We start from the raw sequence: 23832 nt of genomic DNA, 5'->3' as shown, positions 1-23832 counted from the left end.
GGCGTGAGGCGCAAATTCTATAAAGCCGGAGTTGGGCTTCAACGAGGCCCTTGTCAAGTCTTTGTAGCCTTTCGATACCGCCAGAACCACGCCACGACAACCCCTAAGAGCGCCAAAGCAAGCCCATACCAGGTCACAGCATATTGAAGATGGTTGTTCGGGAAATCAATAATTGTGATCCCGCCAATAGGTAATCCGCCGAAATTTGGCTTGTTATCAGCATCGATAAAGAACGGCACGGCATCATCAAGCGACGGAATATCCGCGCTTTCTGCCATGGCCGACCAGTCCTTCCAGTAAAAAATATTCTTGTCCGCATCATTATCCGGCAGGAAATAACCCGGTTTACTTGTGAGCGGATCGCGCGCCAGACCGGTGATTGTCACGGGCCCGTCGAGCTGACCATCAAGGCGCGTCTGCCGATCCTTCTTCTCATAAGGCACGAAGCCCCGATTGATCAGCACAAAGCGACCATCTTCCAGCATCAAAGGCGTATAGACGTTAAAGCCCGGCTGACCCTGATAGGTCGCCAGAAAATGCCGCTCGCCCTGATGCATAAAAGTGCCGGACACTGTGACAGGCCGATACTCGACCGTGCCTTCATCGCGATATATTTTTTCCATATCGGCGAGAGGCAACGGAGCTTCATGCACACGCTCCTGCGTTGAAGCGAGCAGTGCTTCTTTCCAGTTCAGCCGCTCAACCTGCCATGTTCCGAGCGAAATCAGAATTGCGAACGCGATAAGGGACGCGATCAGCACCCCCCATGGAAACCGTTGTGGCTTATTCGCCTCGTTCATTGGCCATCATCCAGACGGCCCTGTGCCGCCTTATTGCGATATTGCAGATTGATCAAAATACCCTTCATGCTGCGCATAGCAACAAGACTTAAGACAATCGCCAGCGGCACCCACAGCAGAAAATGTACCCAGAGTGGCGGTCCATAATTGACCTCCATCCACAAAGCAGACCCAACGACGATAAATCCAATGATCAGGATAACAAAAGCTGCTGGACCATCGCCTGAATCGGCAAATGAATAATCCAGCCCACAAGCGCTGCAACGCGGAGCAAGCGTCAGAAAGCCGTTAAACAGCTTGCCTTCGCCACAGCGTGGGCAATGTCCTGTCATTCCGCTCTTCACCGGATCGACCGAAGGATAAAGATCATGGTCCGACATTACACCCTCACACATGAAAAGAATAAAGGGCGGCCAAGTCTCCAAGGCCGCCCCTCACTTCATTCAAATCAATGATCAGCCACCATGGAATGGCGCACCCCAGCTACCCCATACATAAATGGCGCAGAACAGGAACAACCAAACCACGTCCACAAAATGCCAATACCATGCTGCAGCCTCAAAGCCGAAATGACGCTCCGGCGTGAAATCGCCACTCATGGCGCGGAACAGGATCACCAGCAGGAAGATCGTGCCAACGATGACGTGGAATCCGTGGAAGCCCGTCGCCATGAAGAAGGTTGCACCATAGATCGAGTCTTTAAACTCGAAAGGTGCATGCGCATATTCAAAGAACTGCACGAAGGAGAACAGGATACCGAGTGCGACTGTCAGGATCAGGCCAATGATCATACCTGTCCGGTCTTTGTGCAACAGCGCATGGTGCGCCCATGTGAGCGTTGTGCCGGACAGAAGCAGAATAACAGTGTTGTACAACGGCAGATGCAGCGGATCGAGAACCTCTAGGCCCTTTGGAGGCCATTGACCGCCGGTAAATTCAGCGCGCAGCACCTGATGCACTTCATTCGGAAACAGGCTGACGTCAAAGAATGCCCAGAACCATGCCGCAAAGAACATGACTTCCGAGGCAATGAACATGATCATGCCGTAACGCAGATGCAGAGCAACAACGCGGGTATGATGACCTTCGCGGCCTTCTTTGATCGCGTCTGACCACCACGCATACATGCAGTAAAGAACAATCGCGAGGCCGATGAAGAACAGCCAAGGTGTCGCCAGATTGATGCCGAAGAAAGGCAGATCACCCGCATTGATGTATCGCATCCATGCAATGCCACCAATGGCCAGCACGAATGCTCCAACCGAACTCAGAAACGGCCAGGGGCTGGGTGCAAGAATATGATAATCGTGATTCTTCTCGTGAACGTCGGCCATGTCTCTCCCCATGCGACCCGTGAGGGCCCTCTCTCATGCATTCCAGCCTGTTCGCCTATGGCACGCTCAGGCAGTTCCCTTGTCAACACAACATAGAGCCGTGCTGCTTGTTTGTCTTTGCGGCATTATGTGCCGCAAGCATTCTGTTTTGTCAGCTTCCGCTATTCCCATTGCTTTTATTGACCGGCGCCAGTTTTGCATTTGCAACTGGCTTGGGCTTCTCAATGGGGAAGAACGTATAGGACAATGTGATTGTCTTCACGTCCTTCAAATCGGGATCGTTTACGATCTCAGGATCAACGAAGAAAACAACCGGCATTTCCATGCTTTCACCCGGTTGCAGTGTCGTATCGGTAAAGCAGAAGCATTCCACCTTATTGAAATACGCCCCTGCACGCGCAGGTGCGACATTGAAGCTCGCACGCCCGTAGGTCGGATCATCAAACAGATTGCGCGCATTGTATTTGACCATCGTGGTCTCACCAATGCGAATTTCTATCTCGCGCTGTTCCGGCTTAAAATCCCAAGGCAAGGCATTCGATGTATTCGCATCGAAACGCACCTTGACCGTTCTGTCCAAGATTGTGTCCGAATACTGATCGACCCGCTGCGTTGTGCCACCATAGCCCGTCACCTGACAGAAAATACGATAAAGCGGAACGGAAGCGTAGGCCGCACCAATCATGCAGACGAAAAAAGAAACGCAGGCAATCGCCACCGTCCGGTTGGAGCGGTTGAGCTTCTTCTGCTTTTCGTCACTATCCTGCTGTTGAACCATTTTCTCCTCCCGAAAACGAATAACAGTCGATCAGTTCAAGCCGATTAAATCGACCTCGCAAATATATTGGCACCAAGCTTTGCAACCGTACCGATATAAACGAGCACTACAAACAGTAGCAGCGCAATCGCCAGACCAATCGAGCGATTGCGCTGTGCTTTTTTCTGCAAAGGCGTCGGAACGATCAGCTCCAGTTTTTCTGTCGGCAGGCTCTGCCCTGTCTTTTCAGTCACGACGCTCTCCATTCCATCTCCTCAGAGGATACCGAAGCCGCTCAGCAACTTCATCGTCAAGGCTTCAAACAGTAAAACCGCAAAAATCGCCGAAAGATAAATGAGCGAGAACCGGAACAGCTTACGCGCGGCAAGAAGCATCTGCGTTTCGCTGTCCGCCATCCACATGCGCCATGCGTAATAAACAAATGCCAAGCCAAGCAGCGTCGAGATCACGCCATAGGTGATGCCAGCAAAGCCCATAAGATAGGGCAGCACACCCACCGGCGCCATAATAACCGCATAGAACATTGCTTGACGGCGGGTAGACAACTCACCTTTCACATTCGGCATCATCGGGATGCGGGCAGCTTCGTAATCGTTGCTGGAAAACAGTGACAGCGCCCAGAAATGCGGTGGCGTCCAGAGGAAGATGATCATGAACAGGACAACACTGTCCCACGTGATTTCGCCAGTAGCCGCAGCCCAGCCGATCATTGGCGGGAAAGCACCGGCAGCGCCACCAATCACGATATTTTGCGGCGTCGAACGCTTGAGCCACATCGTGTAAACAACGGCATAGAAGAAAATCGTAAATGCCAGCAAAGCGGCCGAAAGCCAGTTGACCATCAGGCCCAATGTCAGAACCGAGAAAGCGGAAAGTGTAAGGCCGAATGCCAGAACCTGATTGGGTGCAATGACGCCTGCCGGGATCGGGCGCTTTTTTGTGCGTTTCATGATCGCGTCAATATCGGCATCATACCACATATTGAGCGCGCCAGACGCGCCAGCGCCGACTGCGATGCAAAGAATGCTGATCGCCGCCAAAACTGGATTCATGTGACCGGGCGCAAGCACCAGACCAACAAGTCCGGTAAACACCACCAGCGACATGACACGCGGTTTCAGCAGTACAAGGTAATCCCGCGCTGTCGCCTCGGAGAGTGCGAATGCATCATCGGAAACCGTGTTTTTTTCCACCAGAGACATTAACTTTTACAACCTCGAATTCAACCAACCGAAGCTGCGTTCGGCCCTGAACGCACATCGGTAATTCTGTAAACAGTACCCTCCCGGAAATGCATTCACTCCTATCGGAATTTCCGTTCCCAGCCGCAAGCCGATAGCACGCAGCACTGAATGCCGCCTGCACATAACATAGTTTTATGCGTGGGCGAACCCCTTTCGGAAATTCGCCCTAAGCAAGTTTACTTGATACGTGGCAGCTGTTCCCACTGGTGATATGGCGGCGGCGATGAAAGCTGCCATTCCAGTGTTGTTGCACCCGGACCCCATGGGTTTGCACCCGCTTCGCGCTTCTTCGCAAATGCCTCAAAGACATTGTAAAGGAAGATCAGCACGGCGAAGCCAGAAATGTATGAGCCGTAAGACGACACCATGTTCCAGCCCGCATAGGCATCCGGATAGTCGATATAACGACGCGGCATACCGGCAAGTCCCAGGAAGTGCTGCGGGAAGAAGACGAGATTGACGCCTACGAATGTCACCCAGAAATGAAGCTTCGCAGTGAATTCGTCATACATATAGCCGCTCATCTTCGGGAACCAGTAATACCAGCCAGCGAAGATTGCGAATACGGCACCCAGTGAAAGCACGTAATGGAAGTGCGCAACCACATAATAGGTGTCGTGCAGAGCGCGATCGAGACCGGCATTGGCAAGCTGCACGCCTGTTACACCACCAACGGTGAACAGGAAGATGAAGCCAATTGCCCAGAGCATTGGTGCGCGGAAGGTGATGGAACCACCCCACATGGTCGCTATCCACGAGAATATCTTGATGCCTGTGGGCACCGCAATAACCATCGTCGCGAACACGAAATAGCGCTGCGTATCAAGTGACAGCCCCACCGTATACATATGGTGCGCCCAGACCACAAAGCCGACCACGCCAATCGCGACCATTGCATAAGCCATACCGAGATAGCCGAACACTGGCTTACGCGAGAAAGTCGAGATGATGTGGCTGACGATACCAAAGCCCGGCAGGATCAGAATGTAAACTTCTGGGTGACCAAAAAACCAGAACAGATGCTGGTAGAGAATTGGATCACCGCCACCTTCAGGCGCGAAGAATGACGTGCCGAAGTTACGGTCTGTGAGCAGCATCGTAATGCCACCAGCCAAAACTGGAAGCGACAGAAGCAGCAAGAATGCTGTTACCAGCACCGACCATGCAAACAGCGGCATCTTATGCAGCGTCATGCCCGGCGCGCGCATATTGAGGATCGTGGTGATGAAGTTAATCGCACCAAGGATCGACGACACACCCGCGATATGCAGTGCAAGAATTGCAAAGTCGATTGCCGGGCCCGGCTGACCACTGGTTGAGAGCGGCGGATACAATGTCCAGCCACCACCAACACCCCAAGTGCCGGGTGAAGCAGGCATGAACAGCGAAATCAACAGCAGCAGCAATGCAGGAGGCAGCAGCCAGAACGAGATATTGTTCATACGCGGAAACGCCATATCTGGCGCACCGATCATGAGTGGAATCATCCAGTTGGCATAACCGCCGATAAGCGCTGGCATAACCATGAAGAAAATCATGATCAGCGCGTGCATTGAGGTGAACACATTGAACATGTGCTTACCGGCATCAAGAGCCGCATCGCCCTCAACGCCATAGACCATTGCCGCAAGGCCGTGGAAAATCTGAATACCGGGTTCCTGCAATTCAGCGCGCATAGCGATAGACAATGCGCCGCCGATGATGCCTGCCGTGATTGCGAAAATCAGGTACAGCGTACCGATATCTTTATGATTAGTCGAGTAAACCCAGCGTACCCAGCCTTTTGGCTTATGGTCGTCATGGGCTCCATGCTCGTGAGCTGCTGTGCCAGCCATGGAATTCGCTCCCGTCTTTCAACAGTGTTGCGTACAGGGCTTTTAAAAGCTCGCCGCAGCTACTTTATCGTTTGCTTTGTCTTCAAGTTGATCCCGTAGCGCCTTGTTGGCACCCGGAAGATCCGACGCTGCAGCACTCAGCCATGTGTTGTATTGCTCATCAGAGACAACACGCACCGCAATTGGCATATAAGCGTGATCCTTGCCACAAAGTTCGGAACATTGGCCATAATAAAGGCCTTCTTTGTCCGCCTTGAACCAAGCTTCATTGATGCGTCCCGGAATGGCATCCATCTTCACGCCAAAAGCCGGAATAGTCCATGAGTGGATAACATCCGCGGCAGTTACAAGAAGACGAACAGTCGTTCCGACCGGCACCACGACTTCATTGTCGACAGCCAACAGGCGCGGATAGACTGCGAGGTTTTCTTTGCCCGCAGCAGCTCGTTCGCCTTCTTTAAGAATGAGGGAATCAAAACTGACAGGGTTTTCCGTCTGATATTCATAGCCCCAATACCACTGATAGCCCGTCGCCTTGACGGTCAGCGTCGGGTCCTGCGGCGAATATTGCGCGGTCAGAAGCTGGAACGACGGAACTGCCAAAAACAGCAGGATAATCACCGGCCCAACGGTCCAGATCACCTCAATTGCCGTGTTATGGCTGGTCTTCGATGGCTCAGGGTTTGCGCTGGCGCGAAACTTGAAAGCGCACCAGAACAACAACGCCAGCACCAACAACGTAATTGGCACGATGAACCAGAGCGTATAGCGCTCAAACCAATGAATCTGTTCGGCTATTCCCGTAGCCGCAGCTTGAAATGTCATTTCCCACGGACGCGGCTGATCCGCTAAAGCGGTTCCGCTTGTCCACAGCAATGCGACAGCACCAACGACGGCACCCCTCGTTGTGGCAACAATTTTATCCACCAGAACTCTCTCCCTTTTTGCTCTTGCGAGCTGGACGCCGGACGTACAGACGGCCGTATCCCCCGTCAGCGTTCAAACCACACCTTAACGCACACCGCAAGGAAGGCGAATATGTTCCTGTGCGGCATTTTTGCGCGCTGCCCTGCGTTAGAAGCACGCATCTCGCACGCGCACTAATCCCGATTAAAAGCGTCATAAGCCTGCGAAAACTTGGGAAAATACCAAGAATCACATAATGAAGCCATGATTTAGCGGAAGGTTTCCTTTAACGTGCCGCGTGATAATGGATGCAACTGCCGGAGACGCATCGCAGATGCAATGTCGGTAGGACCTCTGCGATAAGGGTGCGGAAGCGACAATAGCTTTTCACCGTGTGTTTCAGAGGATAACGTCCCGGTGATTCGATCTGGAGATTTCATGATTTTCCGTCCATCCATCCGCCGCCCGGTTTTCCAGCGCCTCGCCACCCTTGCAACGGGTGCGGCCTTGATTTTTTCGGTTGCGACACTGCCATCACTCGCACAAACGCCAGCACAGCTTCCTGCGCCAACTGCGCAGCAGGAGGCGGGCCAGTCGCCGGCGACACCGCAGCAGAGCGGCACACTGAAGTCACAGCACGGTCCATGGGCGATCCTTTGTGACACGCCAGCCGGTGCGAAGACTGAGCAATGCGCGCTCATTCAGAATGTGGTTGCCGCCAAGCGGCCTGAACTTGGCCTTTCGGTCGTTGTTCTCAAGACGGCCGACAACAAGGCGCGCATCCTGCGCGTTCTCGCACCACTCGGCGTTCTGCTGCCAAATGGTCTCGGACTGAATGTTGACGGCAAGGATATTGGCCGCGCTTATTTCGTGCGCTGCTTTGAAGACGGCTGCTACGCAGAAGTGATCCTCGAAGACGAGCTGCTCAACACATTCCGCAATGGCAAGTCTGCAACCTTCATCGTCTTTCAGACACCGGAAGAAGGCGTCGGCATTCCGGTTGATCTAACAGCGTTTGGTGAAGGCTTCGACGCTCTTCCTTGATTCACGCTCTGGCGGCCTGCAAATGGCACTTTTCTGCGCTTCCGGTGCTCATGTACTAAAAGTACATTACGCTCCAGTTCTCAAAAACCACCATTTTCGGCACGCCATAACCTGAATCATCGGCGTCGTTGATAGCTGAGGTTGTTCTCAACCGATTTAGCGCTTACATCCTGTGGCAAACACATGCCGCAGGATTATTTTTATGAAAAGCCTGATTGATAGCTTCGACGTAAACCGTGACGATATTGAACGCCTTGTCTCGCAAAGCCTGAATGGCAGTGACGACGGCGAACTTTTCATGGAGTATCGCGAGGCGGAAGCACTCGTCTTTGACAATGGCCGTCTCAAGACCGGCTCGTTCAATCAGGATCAGGGTTTTGGTCTGCGCGCAGTCTCTGGCGAAGCCATCGGTTACGCCCATGCGGGTGATTTGTCGATCGCCGCTCTCAAACGCGCATCCGATGCGGTATCAGCCACGCTCAGCGGCCACAGCGGTTCATATTCCGCCGCACCCGCTGGCACAAATCGTCATCTTTACACCGACGAGAACCCAATCGGCTCGCCAACCTTTGATGCCAAGGTGCAGCTTCTGCAGAAGATCGACGCCTATCTGCGCGCCAAAGACCCAAAAGTTCGGCAGGTTTCCGTTTCCATCGCCGGATCGTGGCAGCAAGTGGAAATTCTGCGGGCTGATGGTCATTTCGTGCGTGATATTCGGCCAATGGTACGGCTGAGTGTTTCGGTGGTTGCAGGCAATGGCGACCGTCAGGAATCCGGTTCGCATACACTTGGCGGACGCAAGGGCTTTGGCGATTTCATCACCACCGAAAGCTGGCAGAGCGTTGCCGATGAAGCGCTGCGTCAGGCATTGGTTAATCTCGAAGCCATTCCAGCGCCCGCTGGCACCTATGATATCGTGCTGGGCAATGGCTGGCCGGGCGTGATGTTGCATGAGGCTGTCGGCCACGGTCTTGAAGGCGATTTCAATCGTAAGAAAACGTCCGCCTTTGCGGGCCTGCTCGGCCAGCAAGTCGCCTCGAAAGGCGTAACCGTCGTCGATGATGGCACGATCTCTGAGCGTCGCGGGTCTCTGACCATCGATGATGAGGGAACGCCGACCAATCGCACTGTGCTGATTGAGGATGGCAAGCTCGTCAATTATATGCAGGATCGGCAGAATGCACGGCTGATGGGCATGGAAGCCACCGGCAACGGCCGCCGCGAATCCTATGCGCACGCACCAATGCCGCGTATGACCAACACTTATATGCTCTCAGGCGACAAGTCGCCGGAAGAGATCATCGCCTCCATGAAGAAGGGTATTTATGCCGTTTCTTTCGGTGGCGGTCAGGTGGATATTACGTCTGGCAAGTTCGTGTTCGGTTGTACTGAAGCCTACATGATCGAAGCCGGCAAGATCGGCGCACCGATCAAGGGCGCAATGCTGATCGGCAATGGCCCGGATGCCATGCAGCGCATTTCGATGATCGGCAACGATATGAAACTCGACACCGGTTCGGGCAATTGCGGCAAGGGCGGACAATGGGTTCCGGTCGGCGTTGGCCAGCCGCATCTGCGCATGGACCAAGTGACTGTTGGCGGCACAGCAGTTTAAATCCTTCTCATGCAACTGATTGACAAATATCTGCCTGACTATGATTTCAGCGAAGTGCATGGCTGCGATGTCAGCGCTTCGCCGGAAACCGTCTTGCAGGCAGCAATGAACTATCGGCCCGAAACGGATGCGTTTTTCCGCAGCATGATTGCATTGCGCGAAGTGCCAATGCGTGCGCTCGCACGGCTGCGCGGACGGAAAAACACCGTTGAGCCACCTTTCGGCCTGCATGAATTTACATTGCTTGAGCATAAACCGGAGGAAGCATTGGTCTATGGGCTGGTGGGGCAATTCTGGAAAGCAGATTTCGGCCTCCATAGAATGGAAAGCGGTGAAGACTATCTGGCATTCAAAGTGCCAGGTGTTGCCAAACTCGCACTTGCCTTCACCGTAACTGAACAGAGCGGCAAAACGCGCCTTGTCACGGAAACCCGCGTCTTCTGCCCGGATCGCAAAAGTCATCTTCGCTTCACGCCATACTGGTATCTGATACGGCCAGTCAGCGGCATCATTCGAGGCCGTATTCTCAATTCGATCAAAAAAGCCAGCGAGACATCTCTTGCCCGCTACGAGATACCCTCATGAACATCATCGCGCATGTCGAAATTCCAGTGACAAAGCTCGAACGAGCCATCGCGTTCTATAGCGAGGTTTTCGGCATCAGCTTTGACGAGATGGTTGAAATCCACGGCAACCGCATGGCTTATTTTCCATTTGAGGAAGGCAAAGACGGTGCGAGCGGCGCGCTGGCGGAAGGTGAAGTCTACGTCCCAACCATCCATGGAGCGATAGTCTATCTTAGTGTTGCGGAGATAGACCAAGTAATCGCAAAGTCGACAAAGCAAGGCAGTGAAGTCCTGTTTCCCAAAACTGCGATCGGCGAAAACGGGTTTGTGGCAGAAATCACAGATAGTGAAGGCAATCGTATTGCAATCCAGTCCTTATAGGGTGCAAACTCGCTGCAAATACCTGACTGGAGGAGACTATGCCTGAAACACCATATGACTGGAGCGGAAAGCAGCCTGAAAAGCGTTCCCGACAAAAGCGTATGATGGTGATAGCCGCCGCAACCATGATCGCTCTGCTCTTCACGCTGGCTGTGGTTGATGCGATCCTCATTCTGGTCGACTGATGTTGCTGGTCTATGAAATCGACTGCACCGGCATAAAATCCCCCAACGAACTCTGGCAACGCTATCTCGACACAGTGCCCGTGCTCGACCCGGGATCCTTTGGCTATACGCTCGATTCATTCTGGGATGGCGTGCAATGGGGCGGCCCCGGCTGGCCCGGAGAATGTGAACTGGTGTTCAAAAACACCGAGGCGCTCAGCAAACTAAAAACGCTCGGCGGCAAGCCATTTCTGGAAGCACTTCGGCAATTGGCAGCAGATACAGATCGGGTGAAGATCATACTGGAATGAGCAAAAAGCTCATCGTGTTGCTGTATTTACCGCGTCATATTCTGCCGAAGCATTCACAAGCGCACCAATGTCACTGGCACAAAGATATGCTCTTAATGCATTAAACTTTTGATGGTCCCAATTGTATATTCCGAGGCTCAAAAGGGCTTCAACGGTGGGCGCAGAAAACCGTGACCGAACCACAACAGCAGGATTGCCGGCTACGATAGCATAGGGCCCAACGTCTTTCGTCACGATTGCACCCGAGCCGATGATAGCTCCCTCACCGAGGGTAATACCCGGCATCAACATCGCGCGCATTCCAATCCATGCACCATTGCCAATTCTGGTGTCGCCTCTCGCCTCGTAGGAATCGAGAACAACATCGGAAAAAGGATAAAGACTGAACCAATCGGTCCGATGCGTATGATTGCCGCCCATCAAAATGACGGATTCTGCGCCAATGCACACATAGTCACCTATATGAAGCTGATCGATGGGCCACTGCGATTCCCAGGCCTTTGAACTATATTCATCACCATACAAATATCGAACAACGGACTCCTCAAAAGAGCCAGTCCATGCATTGCTATAATAGCTATTTTTACCACTGATATGAATGTTCGGATTTTTCACCGTTTCATGCAGCAGCTCGACAAGAGACCAGTGTTTGACGGATGGGCTTATGAAAGACAATGTTTTTACAACTTTCTCTATTCATCGATAATTCTTTTGAACTACCGAAAGACAATCTGAAAATGTGACTTAATAGCGCCAACCAAATCAAGCGCTTAGTCCACCCGCGACGGTAATCACCGTGCCAGTCACAAATCCTGACTTATCAGACGCGAGCCAGAGCGCCGTTTGTGCAATGTCTTCCGGCTCGGCAATACGTCCCATCGGTGTCATGGCAGCGATTTTTGCAGGTCGATCCGGGTTGCCGCTTGTTGAGTGAATAGACGTATTGGCCGTGCCAACACGAATTGCATTTACGCGGATGCCTTCGGGAGCCAGTTCTTTGCCTGCGCCAATAGAAATGGTCTCGACAGCGCCCTTTGAAGCGGCGTAATGCACATATTCGCCCGGACTTCCGAGAACTGCCGCAACGGACGAAATATTGATGATTGTGCCACCGCTACCGCCATTTGTCGTAGACATGCGGCGTGCGGCCTCCTGCGTGCAATAGAGCAAACCAAAGACGTTGGTTTTAAATGTTCGTTCGAGTGCTTCTTCGGAAAGCCCCGCAATGCGCGTGCTTTGCCCGATGATGCCTGCATTGTTGATAAGGCATTGCGGCGCGCCGAGCGCACGGTCACAGGTGGCGAATAGATCGGCAACGTCCTGCCGGTTGGCCACATCGCTTCGCATAGCGATTGCTTTGGCACCTAAGGTTTCGCAGGCTTTAACGGTTTCGTTCGCTGCGCCCGCATCGCTCACGTAGCTAATGCAGACGTTATAACCTTCACGCGCAAAGAGAATTGCGGTGGCAGCGCCAATGCCCCTGCCGCCGCCGGTAACAATAACAACTGGTCTCACGCCACGTCCTCCCCGCGCTTTGAACCGTGTCAGATCTCTGGGTTTTCCTCCAGAAGACCTTCTACAAATTCAAAAAGTCCGGGACGGCGATCACGGCGCAGACGTTCAGCAATGATGATGCCTTTAATGCCCGCATAAGAGCGCTGAAGGTCTTCATTGATAACGATATAATCGTATTTCGCCCATTTCTGGATTTCAAAACGCGCATTCTGCAAGCGGGTTTCGATCACATCTGCGGTGTCTTCCGCGCGACGGTTGAGGCGATTTTGCAGTTCTCGCATAGTTGGCGGCAAAATGAAAATCGACACCACATCGGCAGGCATTTTGGCCTGCAATTGCTCGGCACCCTGCCAGTCGATGTCGAACAACATATCCTTGCCGTCGGCCAGCGCTTCTTCAGCGGTCTGGCGCAGCGTGCCGTAGAAATTGCCGTGCACTTCTGCCCATTCGATCAGCTCGTCATTGTCGCGACGGCGCTCAAATTCGCGCTTGGTGATGAAGTGGTAATGAACACCTTCAATTTCGCTTGGGCGACGTTCACGCGTAGTCACGGAAACGGACAGCGAAAGATTCATATCCGCATCACTCAACAATTGCCGCGCAATTGTCGATTTGCCAGCACCTGACGGTGATGAAATCACCACCATCAGACCGCGGCGTGCAATGCCATGTTCGACCGAAGAGATGGCCATTTTCCGTTACTCCAGATTCTGTACCTGTTCGCGAAACTGATCGACGACCGCTTTCAGCTCAAGGCCGATTGCGGTGATCGATGCTGCGTTCGATTTTGAACACAGCGTATTCGCTTCGCGATTAAATTCCTGTGAAAGAAAGTCAAGCTTGCGCCCGATAGGGCCGCCATCAGACAATAGCTTGCGGGCAGATGCCACATGGGTTTCCAGCCGGTCCAGCTCTTCCTGAATATCCGCCTTGGTCGCAAGAAATGCTGCTTCCTGATAAAGCCGTGTTTCATCAAGATCGCGCCCGGTTTCCATCAGCAGTGCGACCTGTGTGCCAAGCTTTGCACGAATGGAATCAATACTGCGCGATGGATCATTGCGCGCTTCAAGCGTCAGACGCTCAATCGTATCGACATGACCGGACAAAATGTTGAAGAGCGACTGGCCTTCATGGGTGCGCGCCTCAGCAATCGCTTTTAGCGCACCTTCAAAGGCCGCAACAACCGCTGCTTCAAGGCCAGCGCGTGCATTCTCGTCTTCGCTTACCTGCGCCTGATCAATGATGCCACGCAGCGAAAGAATACCGTCAACGCTTGCTGGTGCAAGGCCATGGCGGGCTTGCAGCTCAGCGCCAAGTTTCAGCACTTCATCGAGCATTGCCTCATTGATTGCAAAACCTGCCTGCGCTTCTGCGCGCTCAACGCTAAGGCTTGCCTGAAAATTTCCGCGTGAGAAATAGCGCGCCTGAAGCGAACGAATGGCATGTTCAGCGCCTTCTAATCCCTGCGGCAAGCGCAAACGCAAATCCAGTCCTTTGCCGTTGACCGAGCGTACTTCCCACACGATGCGCGCTTCATTATCGGCAGCGCCATACTGTATCGCGTGGCGCGCAAACCCTGTCATACTCTGGAGCGCCATGTATTTTACCCTTTACACGAGATAAACCGCCCATCGCTGGGCGGCATTTTATTACTGCTGACTTCTTCCCTGCTCAACTGCACGCCATTTGCGCACATTGGCATTGTGTTCCTGCAAAGTCTTGGCAAAGACGTGTCCGCCTGTGCCGTCTGCAACGAAGTAGAGATCTTCCGTATCCAGCGGATTAGCAACTGCTTCAAGGGCTGCACGACCCGGATTGGCAATCGGTGTCGGCGGCAGGCCATTGATCACATAGGTGTTGTATGGTGTTGGCTTTTCAATATCTGACTTGAAGATCGGACGATCAGACGGCTTGCCCGCACCGCCAAACAGACCATAAATGATAGTCGGGTCGGACTGAATACGCATGCCTTTGTTCAAACGATTGACGAAGACCGAAGCCACATGCGGGCGTTCCGATGCGATGCCCGTTTCTTTCTCAACGATAGAAGCAAGCGTCACAAATTCGTTCTTGTCTTTTACCGGGAGGTCAGCACGGCGCTTTTCCCATGTATCGTCAATCAGCTTTTGCTGCGAAGCAACCATGCGGCCAATGATTTCTTCGCGCGTGGTGCCGCGTGTGAAATTAAGCGTATCTGTGAACAACCCGCCTTCCGCAGGCATTTCCTTCGGCATATCGCCCACAAGCGTTGGATCTGCGGAAATACGATCAAACACCTGCTTGACGGTCAGGCCTTCCGGAATGGTCAGCGGATACATGATCGACTTGCCGCTAATGAGAATATTCATCACATCGCGCATGGTCGAACCGGCAGGAAGCGCATATTCACCAGCCTTCAGATCGTTTTCATGACCATAGGCGCGCATACCATAACGGAAAATACGCGCATCGCTAACGATCTCGCGATTTTCAAGACTGTTGGACACTTCAGAAATACCGGCGCCGCGCTTCACCAGAAACGTTGTTTCTGCGGTCAGCGGTCCAGGAGAATCAAACTGAAGTTTGCCGAAATAAAACAATGCAGACCCGCCGAGCAAAACCAGCACCAGCAGCGACAACATGAAGTTCATGAAGACGACGATTTGGCTGCGCGCATGACGCGAGCGCTTGCGCGGCGGCGGTGTACCGGGTTCGGGGCGCAAGGCTTCTGAGGCAGACTTTGGCACAAAGGGCGCAGCGGGTGCGGCCTGTTCCGGCGTCGCAGACGATGGCGTGTTATCCTGCGGCGGCTGTTGGGCGAAATTGCTTCCCGCCTTTTCCTCTGACGTCACTCGACTACCTCGTCTTTAGAGCACGTTCCGATCTGATTAAATCAAGTCTGCGCTCTTTTGCTCTGATCCGCCTGAAATGGCATCCAAATCAATTACATTTTGTAGAGCAACACTAAACATAATTGGCAATTTTAAACATGACATGGGGTCATATTTTGACAAAAACGCGGAGAAATCCCCGCGTTTTTAAATAAGCTTCGTTTTCGGAGCGTCGTATTTTACGAATAACGGCGCAGAACCAGCGAAGCGTTTGTGCCGCCAAAGCCGAACGAGTTCGACAAGGCAATGTCGATTTTACGTTCACGTGCCTTATGCGGAACAAGATCGATCTTGGTTTCAACGGCTGGATTGTCGAGATTAAGCGTTGGCGGCGCGATATTATCGCGGATTGCCAACGTCGAGAAAATCGCTTCTGCAGCACCAGCGGCACCCAAAAGGTGGCCGATGGATGACTTGGTTGAAGACATGGAAATCTTCGACGCTGCATCACCGACAACACGTTCCACTGCACCCAGCTCAATCGTATCAGCCATGGTCGAAGTGCCATGCGCATTGATGTAATCGATCTGGTCCGCCGTGATGTTTGCGCGCTTTATGGCAGAAATCATGCAGCGCTCTGCACCCTCGCCGCTCTCAGTTGGAGCAGTGATATGGTAAGCATCGCCCGACAGGCCATAGCCAACGACTTCAGCGTAAATCTTAGCACCACGTGCAAGAGCATGTTCCAGCTCTTCAAGCACAACAACACCTGCGCCCTCACCCATGACAAAACCATCACGGTCAATATCATAAGGACGCGATGCTGCCTTTGGATCGTCATTGCGCTTGGTGGACAGAGCTTTACAAGCAGCAAAGCCTGCCAGCGAAATGCGGCTAACGGCAGATTCTGTGCCGCCCGCAACCATCACGTCGGCATCATCAAAAGCGATCAAACGGGCAGCATCACCAATGGCATGCGTACCGGTTGCGCAAGCGGTGACAACCGAATGGTTTGGGCCGCGCAACTTGTGCTTGATCGAAACATGGCCAGAAGCCAGATTGATCAGACGGCCAGGAATAAAGAACGGCGAAATACGGCGTGGGCCTTTGTCGCGCAGCGTGTAGCCAGCTTCAACGATGCCCTCGATGCCGCCAATACCCGAACCAATCAAAACGCCAGTACGGATTTGGTCTTCGTCGGTTGTCGGATGCCAATTTGCATCGTCCAAAGCCTGATCTGCAGCGCCAACGCCATAAACGATGAACGGATCAACCTTACGCTGTTCCTTTGGCTCCATGTGAAGATCGGGATTGAAGGTGCCATTGGTGCCATCACCAAGAGGGATACGGCAGGCGATCTGGCATGGCAGATCATCAACTTCAAATTCGGTGACGCGGCGAGCACCGCTTTCACCAGCAATAAGACGCTTCCAGGTTTCTTCGACGCCGCTAGCTAGCGGAGACACCAAACCAAGACCGGTGATGACGACACGCCTCATATCCACCCCTTAAATTTGATAAACTTCATTGGAGACATCCCGCAGGCACTAAGCGCCTCATACGGTCGATGCTCAATCTCGTTACCGGCCCGCTAACGGATTGCAATATGCAAATGACCAAGCGGCCAAACCGGGGATAGTTCAATGCCCTCAGACAGAAGACAAGCAGGGCCGGGATTCGGAAGAATCCCAGCCCCAAAAGCTCAGATTAGGCAGAAGCCTTATCGATGAACTTTACAGCGTCGCCGACCGTGAGGATCGTTTCTGCTGCATCATCAGGAATTTCAACGCCGAATTCTTCTTCGAAAGCCATGACGAGCTCGACGGTGTCGAGGCTGTCTGCACCAAGATCATCGATGAAGCTTGCACCTTCGGTGACCTTGTCGGCATCTACACCCAGATGCTCAACAACGATTTTCTTGACGCGCTCTGCGGTATCGCTCATGTCGGAACCCTCGACCTGTTTGTTTACTTGCTCCGCATTGGTTAGCGGTATGCATGATTGTAATCAAGTTATAAGGCGTCTGCCAAGTTACGAGTTTGCTCGCCTGACAGTCACCCTGTGGATATTCCTTGCGGAACAGGATAACGGCATCCCGCGAACGAAATGCCGAAACTCTCGTCGGGCGCATTACCATGCTTCTTGAGCAAGGCAAAGCGCATTTTGGTTTCTACCACCCGACTTTAATAGTTTTTATACCGTAAAATACTGATTTAAGAGCCCTCTCAAGGCTTTTAAATCATCGCCATACCACCATTGATATGCAATGTCTGGCCTGTGACATAGGCCGCTTCATCACTCGCCAGATAGACAACAGCAGCAGCGATCTCGGTTCCAACGCCCATGCGCTTCATCGGAATGCTGCCCATGATAGCGTCTTTTTGCTTCTCATTGAGCTTATCGGTCATAGCCGATTCGATGAAGCCCGGAGCAATGCAGTTGACTGTGACGTTACGGCTTGCGATTTCCTGCGCCAGCGACTTCGAGAAGCCGATCAGACCAGCTTTGGAAGCGCAATAATTCGCCTGACCCGGATTACCTGTTACACCAACAATCGACGTGATGTTGATGATACGGCCCTTGCGGCGGCGCATCATTGGATGGGTCAATTCGCGCGTCAGGTTGAAAACGGATGTCAAATTGACGTTAAGAACCGCATCCCAATCTTCATCGCTCATACGAACAAACAGGCCATCGCGGGTGATACCAGCATTGTTGACGAGAATGTCAATGCCACCCATTTCCTCTTCAGCCTTCTGGCCGAGCGCCTTAACGGCTTCGCGATCAGAAAGATTGGCCGGAAAGATGAAAGTGCGGTCACCCAATTCAGCAGCCAGCTCTTTCAGCTTTTCTTCGCGGGTGCCGTGAAGACCAACGATTGCGCCCTGCGCATGAAGAGCGCGCGCAATTGCTTCGCCTAAGCCGCCGGTTGCACCGGTTACGAGAGCCTTGCGGCCAGTCAGATCAAACATCTGGAATCCCTTAGCTATTCAAGGCAGCAAGCGCTGCTGCAATTTCTTCAGCTGAACCAACGGTCACGCCGGTCACATCCTTCGAGATGCGGCGCGCAAGACCCGTCAGAACTTTGCCTGAACCTACTTCATAAAGTGTTGTCACGCCATTGGCTGCAAACCACTCAACAGTTTCGCGCCAGCGGACCTGACCCGTCACTTGTTCAACCAGCAAATCAGCAATTTCATTGGCATCGGTCACAGGTGCTGCACGCACATTGGCAATCAGCGGCACAACCGGATTGTGCTTTTCAACCTGGGCAAGCGCTTCACGCATTGCATCCGCGGCAGGTGCCATCAGTGTCGAATGGAACGGTGCGGAAACAGGCAACATGATAGCGCGCTTTGCACCTTTTTCCGACGCAAGCGAAGCCGCGAGTTCAACCGCAGCCTTCGAGCCGGAGATTACAAGCTGGCCGCCGCCATTATCGTTGGCGATCTGAACTGAACCGGAAGCCTTAGCTTCTGCGCAGATGGCTTGTACTTCGCTGTGTTCCAGACCGATGATAGCAGCCATTGCGCCTTCACCAACAGGAACAGCTTTCTGCATCGCATTGCCGCGAATACGCAAAAGGCGAGCAGTATTTGCCAGCGAGAATGTACCGGCTGCGCACAGTGCCGAATATTCGCCGAGCGAATGACCGGCAACATAAGCGACTTTATCTTTCAACGAAAAGCCCTGAGCTTCCATGACGCGCAGCGTTGCAATGGAAACAGCCATCAATGCAGGTTGTGCATTGGCTGTGAGCGTCAGAACGTCTTCCGGACCTTCAAACATGGTTGCGGAGAGCTTTTCGCCCAACGCTGCGTCCACTTCCTCGAAAACAGCGCGTGCCTCAGCGAATTGTTCAGCAAGGGCTTTACCCATGCCAACTGCCTGGCTACCCTGTCCCGGAAATGTAAATGCTACCGCCATGAATGCCTCTTTTTATAGAACAATTTCATGCGATGTGCCCCAACACAGGTTGAAAAGTCAACCATTTGTGGATTTCAGCTGGCTTTACGACTTGCAAATCCGGGGAAAAAGACGTAATGAGCGCCCGTTCGTTGCTGGCATTAGCTGGGGGCTGAACGGAGGAGCGACCAGTTCTTCAACGTTTGTTGAGTTGGCCGTGGAAGTCTAAAGTGCTTCTGCCTCCCGTGTCTCCGCTCTCGATTGTCTTAACTTCAAGCGTCCTTTCTTCCCGGTTTTCCGGTCTAAGAGAAGTCGCAGAGGCTTAGCCGTTAGTGTCAGCGTGATGTAACAGAAGAAAGGCAAAGCCAATGGCTCTTTATGAACATGTGCTTCTTGCCCGCCAGGACATTTCCCAGCAGCAGGTCGACGCTCTCGTCGAACAGTACAAGGGTGTCCTCGAAGCTAATGGCGGCAAGGTCGGTAAGGTAGAAAACTGGGGTCTTCGTCCCCTCACCTACCGTATCAAGAAGAATCGTAAGGCGTATTACACGCTCGTAAACATTGACGCACCAGCATCTGCTGTTGCTGAAATGGAACGCCAGATGCGCATCAACGAAGACGTTCTTCGTTTCATGACCATCCGCGTTGAAGAACACGAAGAAGGCCAGTCGGCTATGCTTTCGCGTCGTGACGAACGTCGTGATCGCGATGACGACCGCGGCCCACGTCGTCCACGTGAAGGCGGTTTCGACCGTGGTGATCGCGGCGACCGCGGTGATCGTGGCCCACGTCGTCCACGTGACAACGAAGCTGGCGAAGGAGCATAATCATGGTTGATATCAATCAGATCCCAACCCGTCGTCCTTTCCATCGTCGTCGTAAGACCTGCCCATTCACAGGTCCAAACGCACCGAAGATCGACTACAAGGACATCAAGCTCCTGCAGCGTTACATTTCGGAACGTGGTAAAATCGTTCCTTCGCGTATTACAGCTGTTAGCCAGAAGAAGCAGCGCGAACTCGCTAAGGCGATCAAGCGTGCACGTTTCCTCGGCCTGCTGCCTTACGTAGTTAAGTAAGACTTTTTCGCGAGGCGGCATTCATGTCGCCTTGCGTTTCTTCCCGGATGCGATGGGCGTAACCGGAGCACTCAAAATCCCAAGTTGGGGCGGAGCGAAGAATCGCAGCCTCTAACTGCAAAACCGGAACAGCCGGAGCAGGACAGCGAATTTATGAAATTCAACGGAACCATCATTGGAGTCGGCATATTGGCGGGGCTTGCCTCGGCACTGATGTCGTCTGGCGTCATCGCCCAATCGGGCATGGCGGTGGTTTTGTATTTCCTGACACCATTGCCAATTTTTGTAGCCGCTCTTGGCTGGGGTTCGAGCGCAGGGCTTATCGCTGCTGCTTGCGCCACCATTGCGGTCGGCATTGTGGCTACGCCTATCGGCGCTGTTCTGATGGCGCTGACAAGCTATGCGCCAGCGGCAATCGGCGCTTATCTTTCGGGCCTCGCCCGTCCTGCATCAGAACTCGGCGGCCCAAAAGACGTGATGGTCTGGTATCCGCTTTCGGATATCGTTTTCCGTCTGGCTTTGATGGTTGCCGCAAGCTTCATCATCATCGGCTACATCGTCGGCTTCGGCCCGGATATGGCACGTGAACTTGCCAATACGCTGATCGACAGTCTTGCAGCCGCTGACCCTCAATTCACTGCAAGTGATGAAATGCGTCAGAGCGTTAGTGCACTTTTGATGGTTGCACTGCCTGCGATTCAGCCTGCGACATGCCTCGCCATTCTGATTGGCAATCTCTATCTGGCTCTACGTCTGACAGCACTTTCCGGTCGCCTGCGTCGTCCGCGTGATGACTGGCCCGCAACCATGCGCATGCCACGTCCGGCACTTCTGGTTTTTGCGGTTGCTCTTGCAGTTGCATTTTTGCCGGGTGCTGCTGGTCTCGTCGCAACAGTCGTGGTCGGTGCATTAAGCTTCGGCTTTATGATCGCCGGCTTGGCAACGTTCCATCAGCGCACCCGTGGTAAGCCATGGCGTCCAGTCGCTTTGTGGCTCGTTTACGTTGCGATCATTCTCTTCGCATTCCTGCTTTTCGTCTTCATGGTTTTTGGTCTTTTCGATACATCGCGCGGCGCGCCAATCTCGAAAATGCCAGAAGCCGACAACCAATAAATCCATATTTAAATCTCGAAAGGAAACTCAAATGGACGTTATTCTTCTGGAACGCATCAGCCGCCTCGGTCAGATGGGCGACACTGTAAAGGTTAAGGACGGCTTTGCCCGTAACTTCCTTCTGCCACAGGGCAAGGCTCTTCGTGCCAACGAAGCCAACCGCAAGAAGTTCGAAGGCCAGCGCGCGCAGCTCGAAGCTCAGAACCTTGAGCGCAAGAACGAAGCTGAAGCAGTTGCAACCAAGCTCAACGGCGAATCGTTCATCGTTGTTCGCTCGGCTGGTGAAACCGGTCAGCTTTACGGTTCGGTTTCGACCCGTGACATCGCTGACATCATCACTGCAAACGGCTTCAACCTGCACCGCAATCAGGTTGAACTGAAGCAGCCAATCAAGGCAATTGGCGTTCATGAAATCGTCATCACACTGCATCCTGAAGTGACTGTTACGGTTTCCGTAAACATCGCTCGTTCGACTGAAGAAGCCGAACGTCAGGCAAAGGGTGAAGACCTGACTTCGATCGAAGCCATTTACGGCATCGAAGAAGCTCCACTTGCTGATGAAGTCTTCGACGAAGACGAAGAAGGCGAAGAAGATCAGGCTTAATTAGCCCTCTTCCAGCCAATGAATGCCTGCCCTCAACGCAGGCGTTCCCATGGTGGTAAACTTTATATGATGATGCCCGGTGGTCTCCGCCGGGCATTTTCTCTTTTCAGATTAAAAAAACTCCCTATTCTTCATTTTAGTATTGGATTGGAAAAAGTGCCGACGGAAACGTCCGCGTTTGCTCAGGCGATAAGCCATAGGCCAAATGACCGAATGGAAATTGCCTGAAATCTGATGACAGTGCGGCTTATAAGGCAACGGGCCGCCTGCCATGCAACCGCATGGATGTTGCACTTGCTTCAATCCCGCATCGACCCAAAATCGATTTCGATTTTGGAAAGTACGATGCGAAACCTAGAGATTAGAGCGTCCTTTGTGCGTCCTGCGGACGCACGGCGCTCTAAAAAGGGAGATGGGGCCAATGCATGGAATGCTGCGTACTGTTCTTTCGCATATGATTAAAATCGGCGACCTCACGGTTACCGATTCAACTGGAACTGCCAATCGTTATGGTGACAAGACTGGTGAGCCGGTCCATATGCGGTTCAACACGCTCCATGCGGAACGCGCTGTCGCTCTCGACCCGGAACTGAAACTCGCTGAATGTTTCATGGATGGCGAGATCGATTTTCTGGAAGGCGATATTTATACGCTTCTGAAAATCGTCTTTGAGAACACTGGTCCAACAGCCGCTACTGAGCCATGGATGAAGGCGGCGGGAAAATTTCGCGTGCTGTTCCGTCGCTTCCAACAAATGAACAACATTGCGCGCTCATCGAGCAACATCAAAAGTCATTATGACCTGTCCGGTGCGCTTTACGATCTGTTTCTCGATCCCGACAAACAATATTCCTGTGCTTATTTCGAAACGCCAAATGCAACACTTGCGCAAGCACAGCTTGCTAAAAAGCGGCACATTGCGGCCAAGCTTCTTGTCAAAGAGGATCACAAGGTCCTCGACATTGGTTGCGGCTGGGGTGGCATGGGGCTTTACCTCGCCCGCTTTCTCAAAGCAAATGTCACAGGCGTCACACTGTCGGAAGAGCAACATGCCATCGCCAATCAGCGTGCATTGGATGAAGGTCTTTCAGACCGTGCCAAATTCCAACTAACAGACTATCGAAACATTGATGACCAGTTCGACCGGCTGGTTTCGGTTGGAATGTTTGAGCATGTCGGCATTGGACACTTCGCAGAATATTTCCAGCATGCCGCACGCTTATTGAAAAAAGACGGTGTGTTTGTGCTGCATGCGATTGGACGCGCTGATGGCCCCGGCGCGACCAACCCATTCATCCGAAAATATATCTTCCCGGGTGGTTATATCCCTGCTCTTTCTGAAGTCTTGCCGCATATCGAAAAAGCTGGGCTTTACGTCACCGACATTGAAATCCTGCGGCTTCATTATGCGGAGACACTCAAAGAATGGCGACTGGCTTTCATGGCACGGCGCGACGAGGCGAAAGCGCTTTATGACGAACGCTTCTGTCGTATGTGGGAGTTCTATCTGGCCGCATCAGAAAGCGCTTTCCGCTGGCAGAATATGATGGTCTTCCACATTCAAATTGCGCATCGTCAGGACGCAGTTCCACTCACCCGCAATTACATTGAGACCGAGGAAAAGCGTCTAAAACGGCTCGACAGCGCACCCGAAGGCGCAAACAGTGAAGTGCGGGAAATAACAAAAAGACTAAAGGTGTAAGTATCTCGAAGACACTTTGTTTATTAATCGGCAAAATTAATGCTATGAGATTTAAACCCAATAGTACCACCGGCATCAAGTCTCGGATACTATTGACCAAATCCCTAATTATCTCTTAAAGCACAT

At 52.7% G+C, this 23832-nt stretch carries 28 protein-coding genes; 11 read left to right on the top strand and 17 right to left on the bottom strand.

Annotated elements, in window-relative coordinates:
* Positions 1–53: 53 nt before the first annotated feature.
* From WH356_RS00445 to coxB, 8 genes are all read right to left on the bottom strand, one after another.
* Positions 54–800, bottom strand: a complete 747-nt coding sequence (locus WH356_RS00445) for an SURF1 family protein (RefSeq protein WP_339508038.1) — start codon at positions 798–800, stop codon at positions 54–56.
* Entirely contained in the window at positions 797–1180 is a 384-nt protein-coding gene (locus WH356_RS00440) for a DUF983 domain-containing protein (RefSeq protein WP_339508036.1), read from the bottom strand. The genes WH356_RS00445 and WH356_RS00440 overlap by 4 nt, the downstream gene beginning before the upstream one ends.
* Before the next feature lie 75 nt (positions 1181–1255).
* The gene (locus WH356_RS00435; protein ID WP_339508034.1) at positions 1256–2134 is read right to left on the bottom strand and encodes a cytochrome c oxidase subunit 3; all 879 of its coding nucleotides are present in this window, start codon (positions 2132–2134) and stop codon (positions 1256–1258) included.
* 151 nt (positions 2135–2285) lie between these two features.
* The gene (locus WH356_RS00430) at positions 2286–2912 is read right to left on the bottom strand and encodes a cytochrome c oxidase assembly protein (RefSeq protein ID WP_339508032.1); all 627 of its coding nucleotides are present in this window, start codon (positions 2910–2912) and stop codon (positions 2286–2288) included.
* A 44-nt stretch (positions 2913–2956) separates the two neighbouring features.
* Complete coding sequence (locus WH356_RS00425; RefSeq protein WP_421565304.1) at positions 2957–3145, bottom strand: hypothetical protein; 189 nt, start codon at positions 3143–3145, stop codon at positions 2957–2959.
* A 21-nt stretch (positions 3146–3166) separates the two neighbouring features.
* Positions 3167–4114, bottom strand: a complete 948-nt coding sequence (gene cyoE, locus WH356_RS00420) for a heme o synthase (RefSeq protein WP_339508029.1) — start codon at positions 4112–4114, stop codon at positions 3167–3169.
* Positions 4115–4332: 218 nt separating this feature from the next.
* On the bottom strand, positions 4333–5991 hold the full coding sequence (ctaD, locus tag WH356_RS00415; RefSeq protein WP_339508028.1) for a cytochrome c oxidase subunit I: 1659 nt from the start codon (positions 5989–5991) through the stop codon (positions 4333–4335).
* 42 nt (positions 5992–6033) lie between these two features.
* On the bottom strand, positions 6034–6918 hold the full coding sequence (gene coxB, locus WH356_RS00410; RefSeq protein ID WP_339508026.1) for a cytochrome c oxidase subunit II: 885 nt from the start codon (positions 6916–6918) through the stop codon (positions 6034–6036).
* A gap of 417 nt (positions 6919–7335) precedes the next feature.
* Here coxB and WH356_RS00405 point away from each other — a divergent pair, with 417 nt between their 5' ends.
* The 6 genes from WH356_RS00405 (at position 7336) to WH356_RS00380 (ending at position 10978) form a co-directional block, all read left to right on the top strand.
* A complete protein-coding gene (locus WH356_RS00405; protein ID WP_339508025.1) occupies positions 7336–7941 on the top strand; it encodes an invasion associated locus B family protein in 606 nt (201 codons plus the stop codon).
* A gap of 202 nt (positions 7942–8143) precedes the next feature.
* Positions 8144–9556 (top strand): metalloprotease TldD, encoded by a 1413-nt coding sequence (gene tldD, locus WH356_RS00400; RefSeq protein WP_339508024.1) that lies wholly within the window; start codon positions 8144–8146, stop codon positions 9554–9556.
* A 9-nt stretch (positions 9557–9565) separates the two neighbouring features.
* Positions 9566–10141, top strand: coding sequence for a hypothetical protein (locus tag WH356_RS00395; protein WP_339508023.1), 576 nt, complete (start codon positions 9566–9568; stop codon positions 10139–10141).
* Entirely contained in the window at positions 10138–10503 is a 366-nt protein-coding gene (locus tag WH356_RS00390; RefSeq protein WP_339508022.1) for a VOC family protein, read from the top strand. The genes WH356_RS00395 and WH356_RS00390 overlap by 4 nt, the downstream gene beginning before the upstream one ends.
* A 38-nt stretch (positions 10504–10541) precedes the next feature.
* The gene (locus tag WH356_RS00385; RefSeq protein ID WP_153223297.1) at positions 10542–10688 is read left to right on the top strand and encodes a hypothetical protein; all 147 of its coding nucleotides are present in this window, start codon (positions 10542–10544) and stop codon (positions 10686–10688) included.
* Positions 10688–10978: a hypothetical protein gene (locus WH356_RS00380; RefSeq protein WP_339508021.1), complete on the top strand. Its 291-nt coding sequence runs from the start codon at positions 10688–10690 to the stop codon at positions 10976–10978. Before WH356_RS00385 ends, WH356_RS00380 begins: the two co-directional genes overlap by 1 nt.
* A 9-nt stretch (positions 10979–10987) precedes the next feature.
* Here WH356_RS00380 and WH356_RS00375 read toward each other — a convergent pair whose 3' ends face one another.
* From WH356_RS00375 to fabD, 9 genes are all read right to left on the bottom strand, one after another.
* Positions 10988–11653 (bottom strand): CatB-related O-acetyltransferase, encoded by a 666-nt coding sequence (locus tag WH356_RS00375; protein WP_339508020.1) that lies wholly within the window; start codon positions 11651–11653, stop codon positions 10988–10990.
* An 87-nt stretch (positions 11654–11740) separates the two neighbouring features.
* Positions 11741–12493, bottom strand: a complete 753-nt coding sequence (locus WH356_RS00370; protein WP_339508019.1) for an SDR family oxidoreductase — start codon at positions 12491–12493, stop codon at positions 11741–11743.
* A 29-nt stretch (positions 12494–12522) separates the two neighbouring features.
* Entirely contained in the window at positions 12523–13185 is a 663-nt protein-coding gene (gene gmk / locus WH356_RS00365; protein ID WP_250040289.1) for a guanylate kinase, read from the bottom strand.
* Between the two features lie 6 nt (positions 13186–13191).
* The gene (locus tag WH356_RS00360; protein ID WP_339508018.1) at positions 13192–14091 is read right to left on the bottom strand and encodes a YicC/YloC family endoribonuclease; all 900 of its coding nucleotides are present in this window, start codon (positions 14089–14091) and stop codon (positions 13192–13194) included.
* A 51-nt stretch (positions 14092–14142) separates the two neighbouring features.
* Positions 14143–15324, bottom strand: a complete 1182-nt coding sequence (gene mltG / locus WH356_RS00355; RefSeq protein ID WP_339508017.1) for an endolytic transglycosylase MltG — start codon at positions 15322–15324, stop codon at positions 14143–14145.
* 218 nt (positions 15325–15542) lie between these two features.
* Entirely contained in the window at positions 15543–16802 is a 1260-nt protein-coding gene (fabF, locus tag WH356_RS00350) for a beta-ketoacyl-ACP synthase II (protein ID WP_339508016.1), read from the bottom strand.
* Between the two features lie 208 nt (positions 16803–17010).
* Positions 17011–17247: an acyl carrier protein gene (locus WH356_RS00345; protein ID WP_002963616.1), complete on the bottom strand. Its 237-nt coding sequence runs from the start codon at positions 17245–17247 to the stop codon at positions 17011–17013.
* 290 nt (positions 17248–17537) lie between these two features.
* Positions 17538–18275, bottom strand: a complete 738-nt coding sequence (gene fabG / locus WH356_RS00340) for a 3-oxoacyl-[acyl-carrier-protein] reductase (protein ID WP_339508015.1) — start codon at positions 18273–18275, stop codon at positions 17538–17540.
* A 10-nt stretch (positions 18276–18285) separates the two neighbouring features.
* Positions 18286–19230 (bottom strand): ACP S-malonyltransferase, encoded by a 945-nt coding sequence (gene fabD / locus WH356_RS00335; RefSeq protein WP_339508014.1) that lies wholly within the window; start codon positions 19228–19230, stop codon positions 18286–18288.
* A 347-nt stretch (positions 19231–19577) separates the two neighbouring features.
* On the opposite strand from fabD, the gene rpsF reads away from it, so the two are divergent.
* From rpsF to WH356_RS00310, 5 genes are all read left to right on the top strand, one after another.
* The gene (gene rpsF / locus WH356_RS00330) at positions 19578–20036 is read left to right on the top strand and encodes a 30S ribosomal protein S6 (protein ID WP_339508013.1); all 459 of its coding nucleotides are present in this window, start codon (positions 19578–19580) and stop codon (positions 20034–20036) included.
* Between the two features lie 2 nt (positions 20037–20038).
* On the top strand, positions 20039–20287 hold the full coding sequence (rpsR, locus tag WH356_RS00325) for a 30S ribosomal protein S18 (RefSeq protein WP_022712184.1): 249 nt from the start codon (positions 20039–20041) through the stop codon (positions 20285–20287).
* A gap of 153 nt (positions 20288–20440) precedes the next feature.
* Positions 20441–21400, top strand: coding sequence for a DUF2232 domain-containing protein (locus WH356_RS00320; protein WP_339508011.1), 960 nt, complete (start codon positions 20441–20443; stop codon positions 21398–21400).
* Positions 21401–21431: 31 nt separating this feature from the next.
* Positions 21432–22004 carry a 50S ribosomal protein L9 gene (gene rplI, locus WH356_RS00315; protein WP_339508010.1) on the top strand — a complete coding sequence of 191 codons (573 nt, stop codon included), beginning with the start codon at positions 21432–21434 and terminating at the stop codon, positions 22002–22004.
* A 421-nt stretch (positions 22005–22425) separates the two neighbouring features.
* Positions 22426–23706, top strand: coding sequence for a cyclopropane-fatty-acyl-phospholipid synthase family protein (locus tag WH356_RS00310; RefSeq protein WP_339508009.1), 1281 nt, complete (start codon positions 22426–22428; stop codon positions 23704–23706).
* The last annotated feature ends 126 nt before the right edge of the window (positions 23707–23832 follow it).

Source organism: Ochrobactrum sp. MYb379 (genome assembly GCF_037479515.1).
Classification (GTDB): Bacteria; Pseudomonadota; Alphaproteobacteria; order Rhizobiales; family Rhizobiaceae; genus Brucella.
Note: the sequence above shows the minus strand (reverse complement) of the source record. Positions and strands in the feature narration are given on the sequence as shown.

Excerpts from the sequence above, each read along its gene's own strand:
- WH356_RS00310 (WP_339508009.1), top strand. The coding sequence starts at position 22,426 with ATGCATGGAATGCTGCGTACTGTTCTTTCGCATATGATTAAAATCGGC.
- tldD (WP_339508024.1), top strand. The coding sequence starts at position 8,144 with ATGAAAAGCCTGATTGATAGCTTCGACGTAAACCGTGACGATATTGAA.
- rpsF (WP_339508013.1), top strand. The coding sequence starts at position 19,578 with ATGGCTCTTTATGAACATGTGCTTCTTGCCCGCCAGGACATTTCCCAG.
- WH356_RS00385 (WP_153223297.1), top strand. The coding sequence starts at position 10,542 with ATGCCTGAAACACCATATGACTGGAGCGGAAAGCAGCCTGAAAAGCGT.
- WH356_RS00390 (WP_339508022.1), top strand. The coding sequence starts at position 10,138 with ATGAACATCATCGCGCATGTCGAAATTCCAGTGACAAAGCTCGAACGA.
- WH356_RS00445 (WP_339508038.1), bottom strand. The coding sequence starts at position 800 with ATGAACGAGGCGAATAAGCCACAACGGTTTCCATGGGGGGTGCTGATC.
- WH356_RS00380 (WP_339508021.1), top strand. The coding sequence starts at position 10,688 with ATGTTGCTGGTCTATGAAATCGACTGCACCGGCATAAAATCCCCCAAC.
- WH356_RS00345 (WP_002963616.1), bottom strand. The coding sequence starts at position 17,247 with ATGAGCGATACCGCAGAGCGCGTCAAGAAAATCGTTGTTGAGCATCTG.
- WH356_RS00430 (WP_339508032.1), bottom strand. The coding sequence starts at position 2,912 with ATGGTTCAACAGCAGGATAGTGACGAAAAGCAGAAGAAGCTCAACCGC.
- WH356_RS00320 (WP_339508011.1), top strand. The coding sequence starts at position 20,441 with ATGAAATTCAACGGAACCATCATTGGAGTCGGCATATTGGCGGGGCTT.
- rpsR (WP_022712184.1), top strand. The coding sequence starts at position 20,039 with ATGGTTGATATCAATCAGATCCCAACCCGTCGTCCTTTCCATCGTCGT.
- fabD (WP_339508014.1), bottom strand. The coding sequence starts at position 19,230 with ATGGCGGTAGCATTTACATTTCCGGGACAGGGTAGCCAGGCAGTTGGC.
- rplI (WP_339508010.1), top strand. The coding sequence starts at position 21,432 with ATGGACGTTATTCTTCTGGAACGCATCAGCCGCCTCGGTCAGATGGGC.
- ctaD (WP_339508028.1), bottom strand. The coding sequence starts at position 5,991 with ATGGCTGGCACAGCAGCTCACGAGCATGGAGCCCATGACGACCATAAG.
- WH356_RS00405 (WP_339508025.1), top strand. The coding sequence starts at position 7,336 with ATGATTTTCCGTCCATCCATCCGCCGCCCGGTTTTCCAGCGCCTCGCC.
- fabG (WP_339508015.1), bottom strand. The coding sequence starts at position 18,275 with ATGTTTGATCTGACTGGCCGCAAGGCTCTCGTAACCGGTGCAACCGGC.
- gmk (WP_250040289.1), bottom strand. The coding sequence starts at position 13,185 with ATGGCCATCTCTTCGGTCGAACATGGCATTGCACGCCGCGGTCTGATG.
- fabF (WP_339508016.1), bottom strand. The coding sequence starts at position 16,802 with ATGAGGCGTGTCGTCATCACCGGTCTTGGTTTGGTGTCTCCGCTAGCT.
- WH356_RS00435 (WP_339508034.1), bottom strand. The coding sequence starts at position 2,134 with ATGGCCGACGTTCACGAGAAGAATCACGATTATCATATTCTTGCACCC.
- WH356_RS00395 (WP_339508023.1), top strand. The coding sequence starts at position 9,566 with ATGCAACTGATTGACAAATATCTGCCTGACTATGATTTCAGCGAAGTG.
- WH356_RS00360 (WP_339508018.1), bottom strand. The coding sequence starts at position 14,091 with ATGGCGCTCCAGAGTATGACAGGGTTTGCGCGCCACGCGATACAGTAT.
- cyoE (WP_339508029.1), bottom strand. The coding sequence starts at position 4,114 with ATGTCTCTGGTGGAAAAAAACACGGTTTCCGATGATGCATTCGCACTC.
- WH356_RS00440 (WP_339508036.1), bottom strand. The coding sequence starts at position 1,180 with ATGTCGGACCATGATCTTTATCCTTCGGTCGATCCGGTGAAGAGCGGA.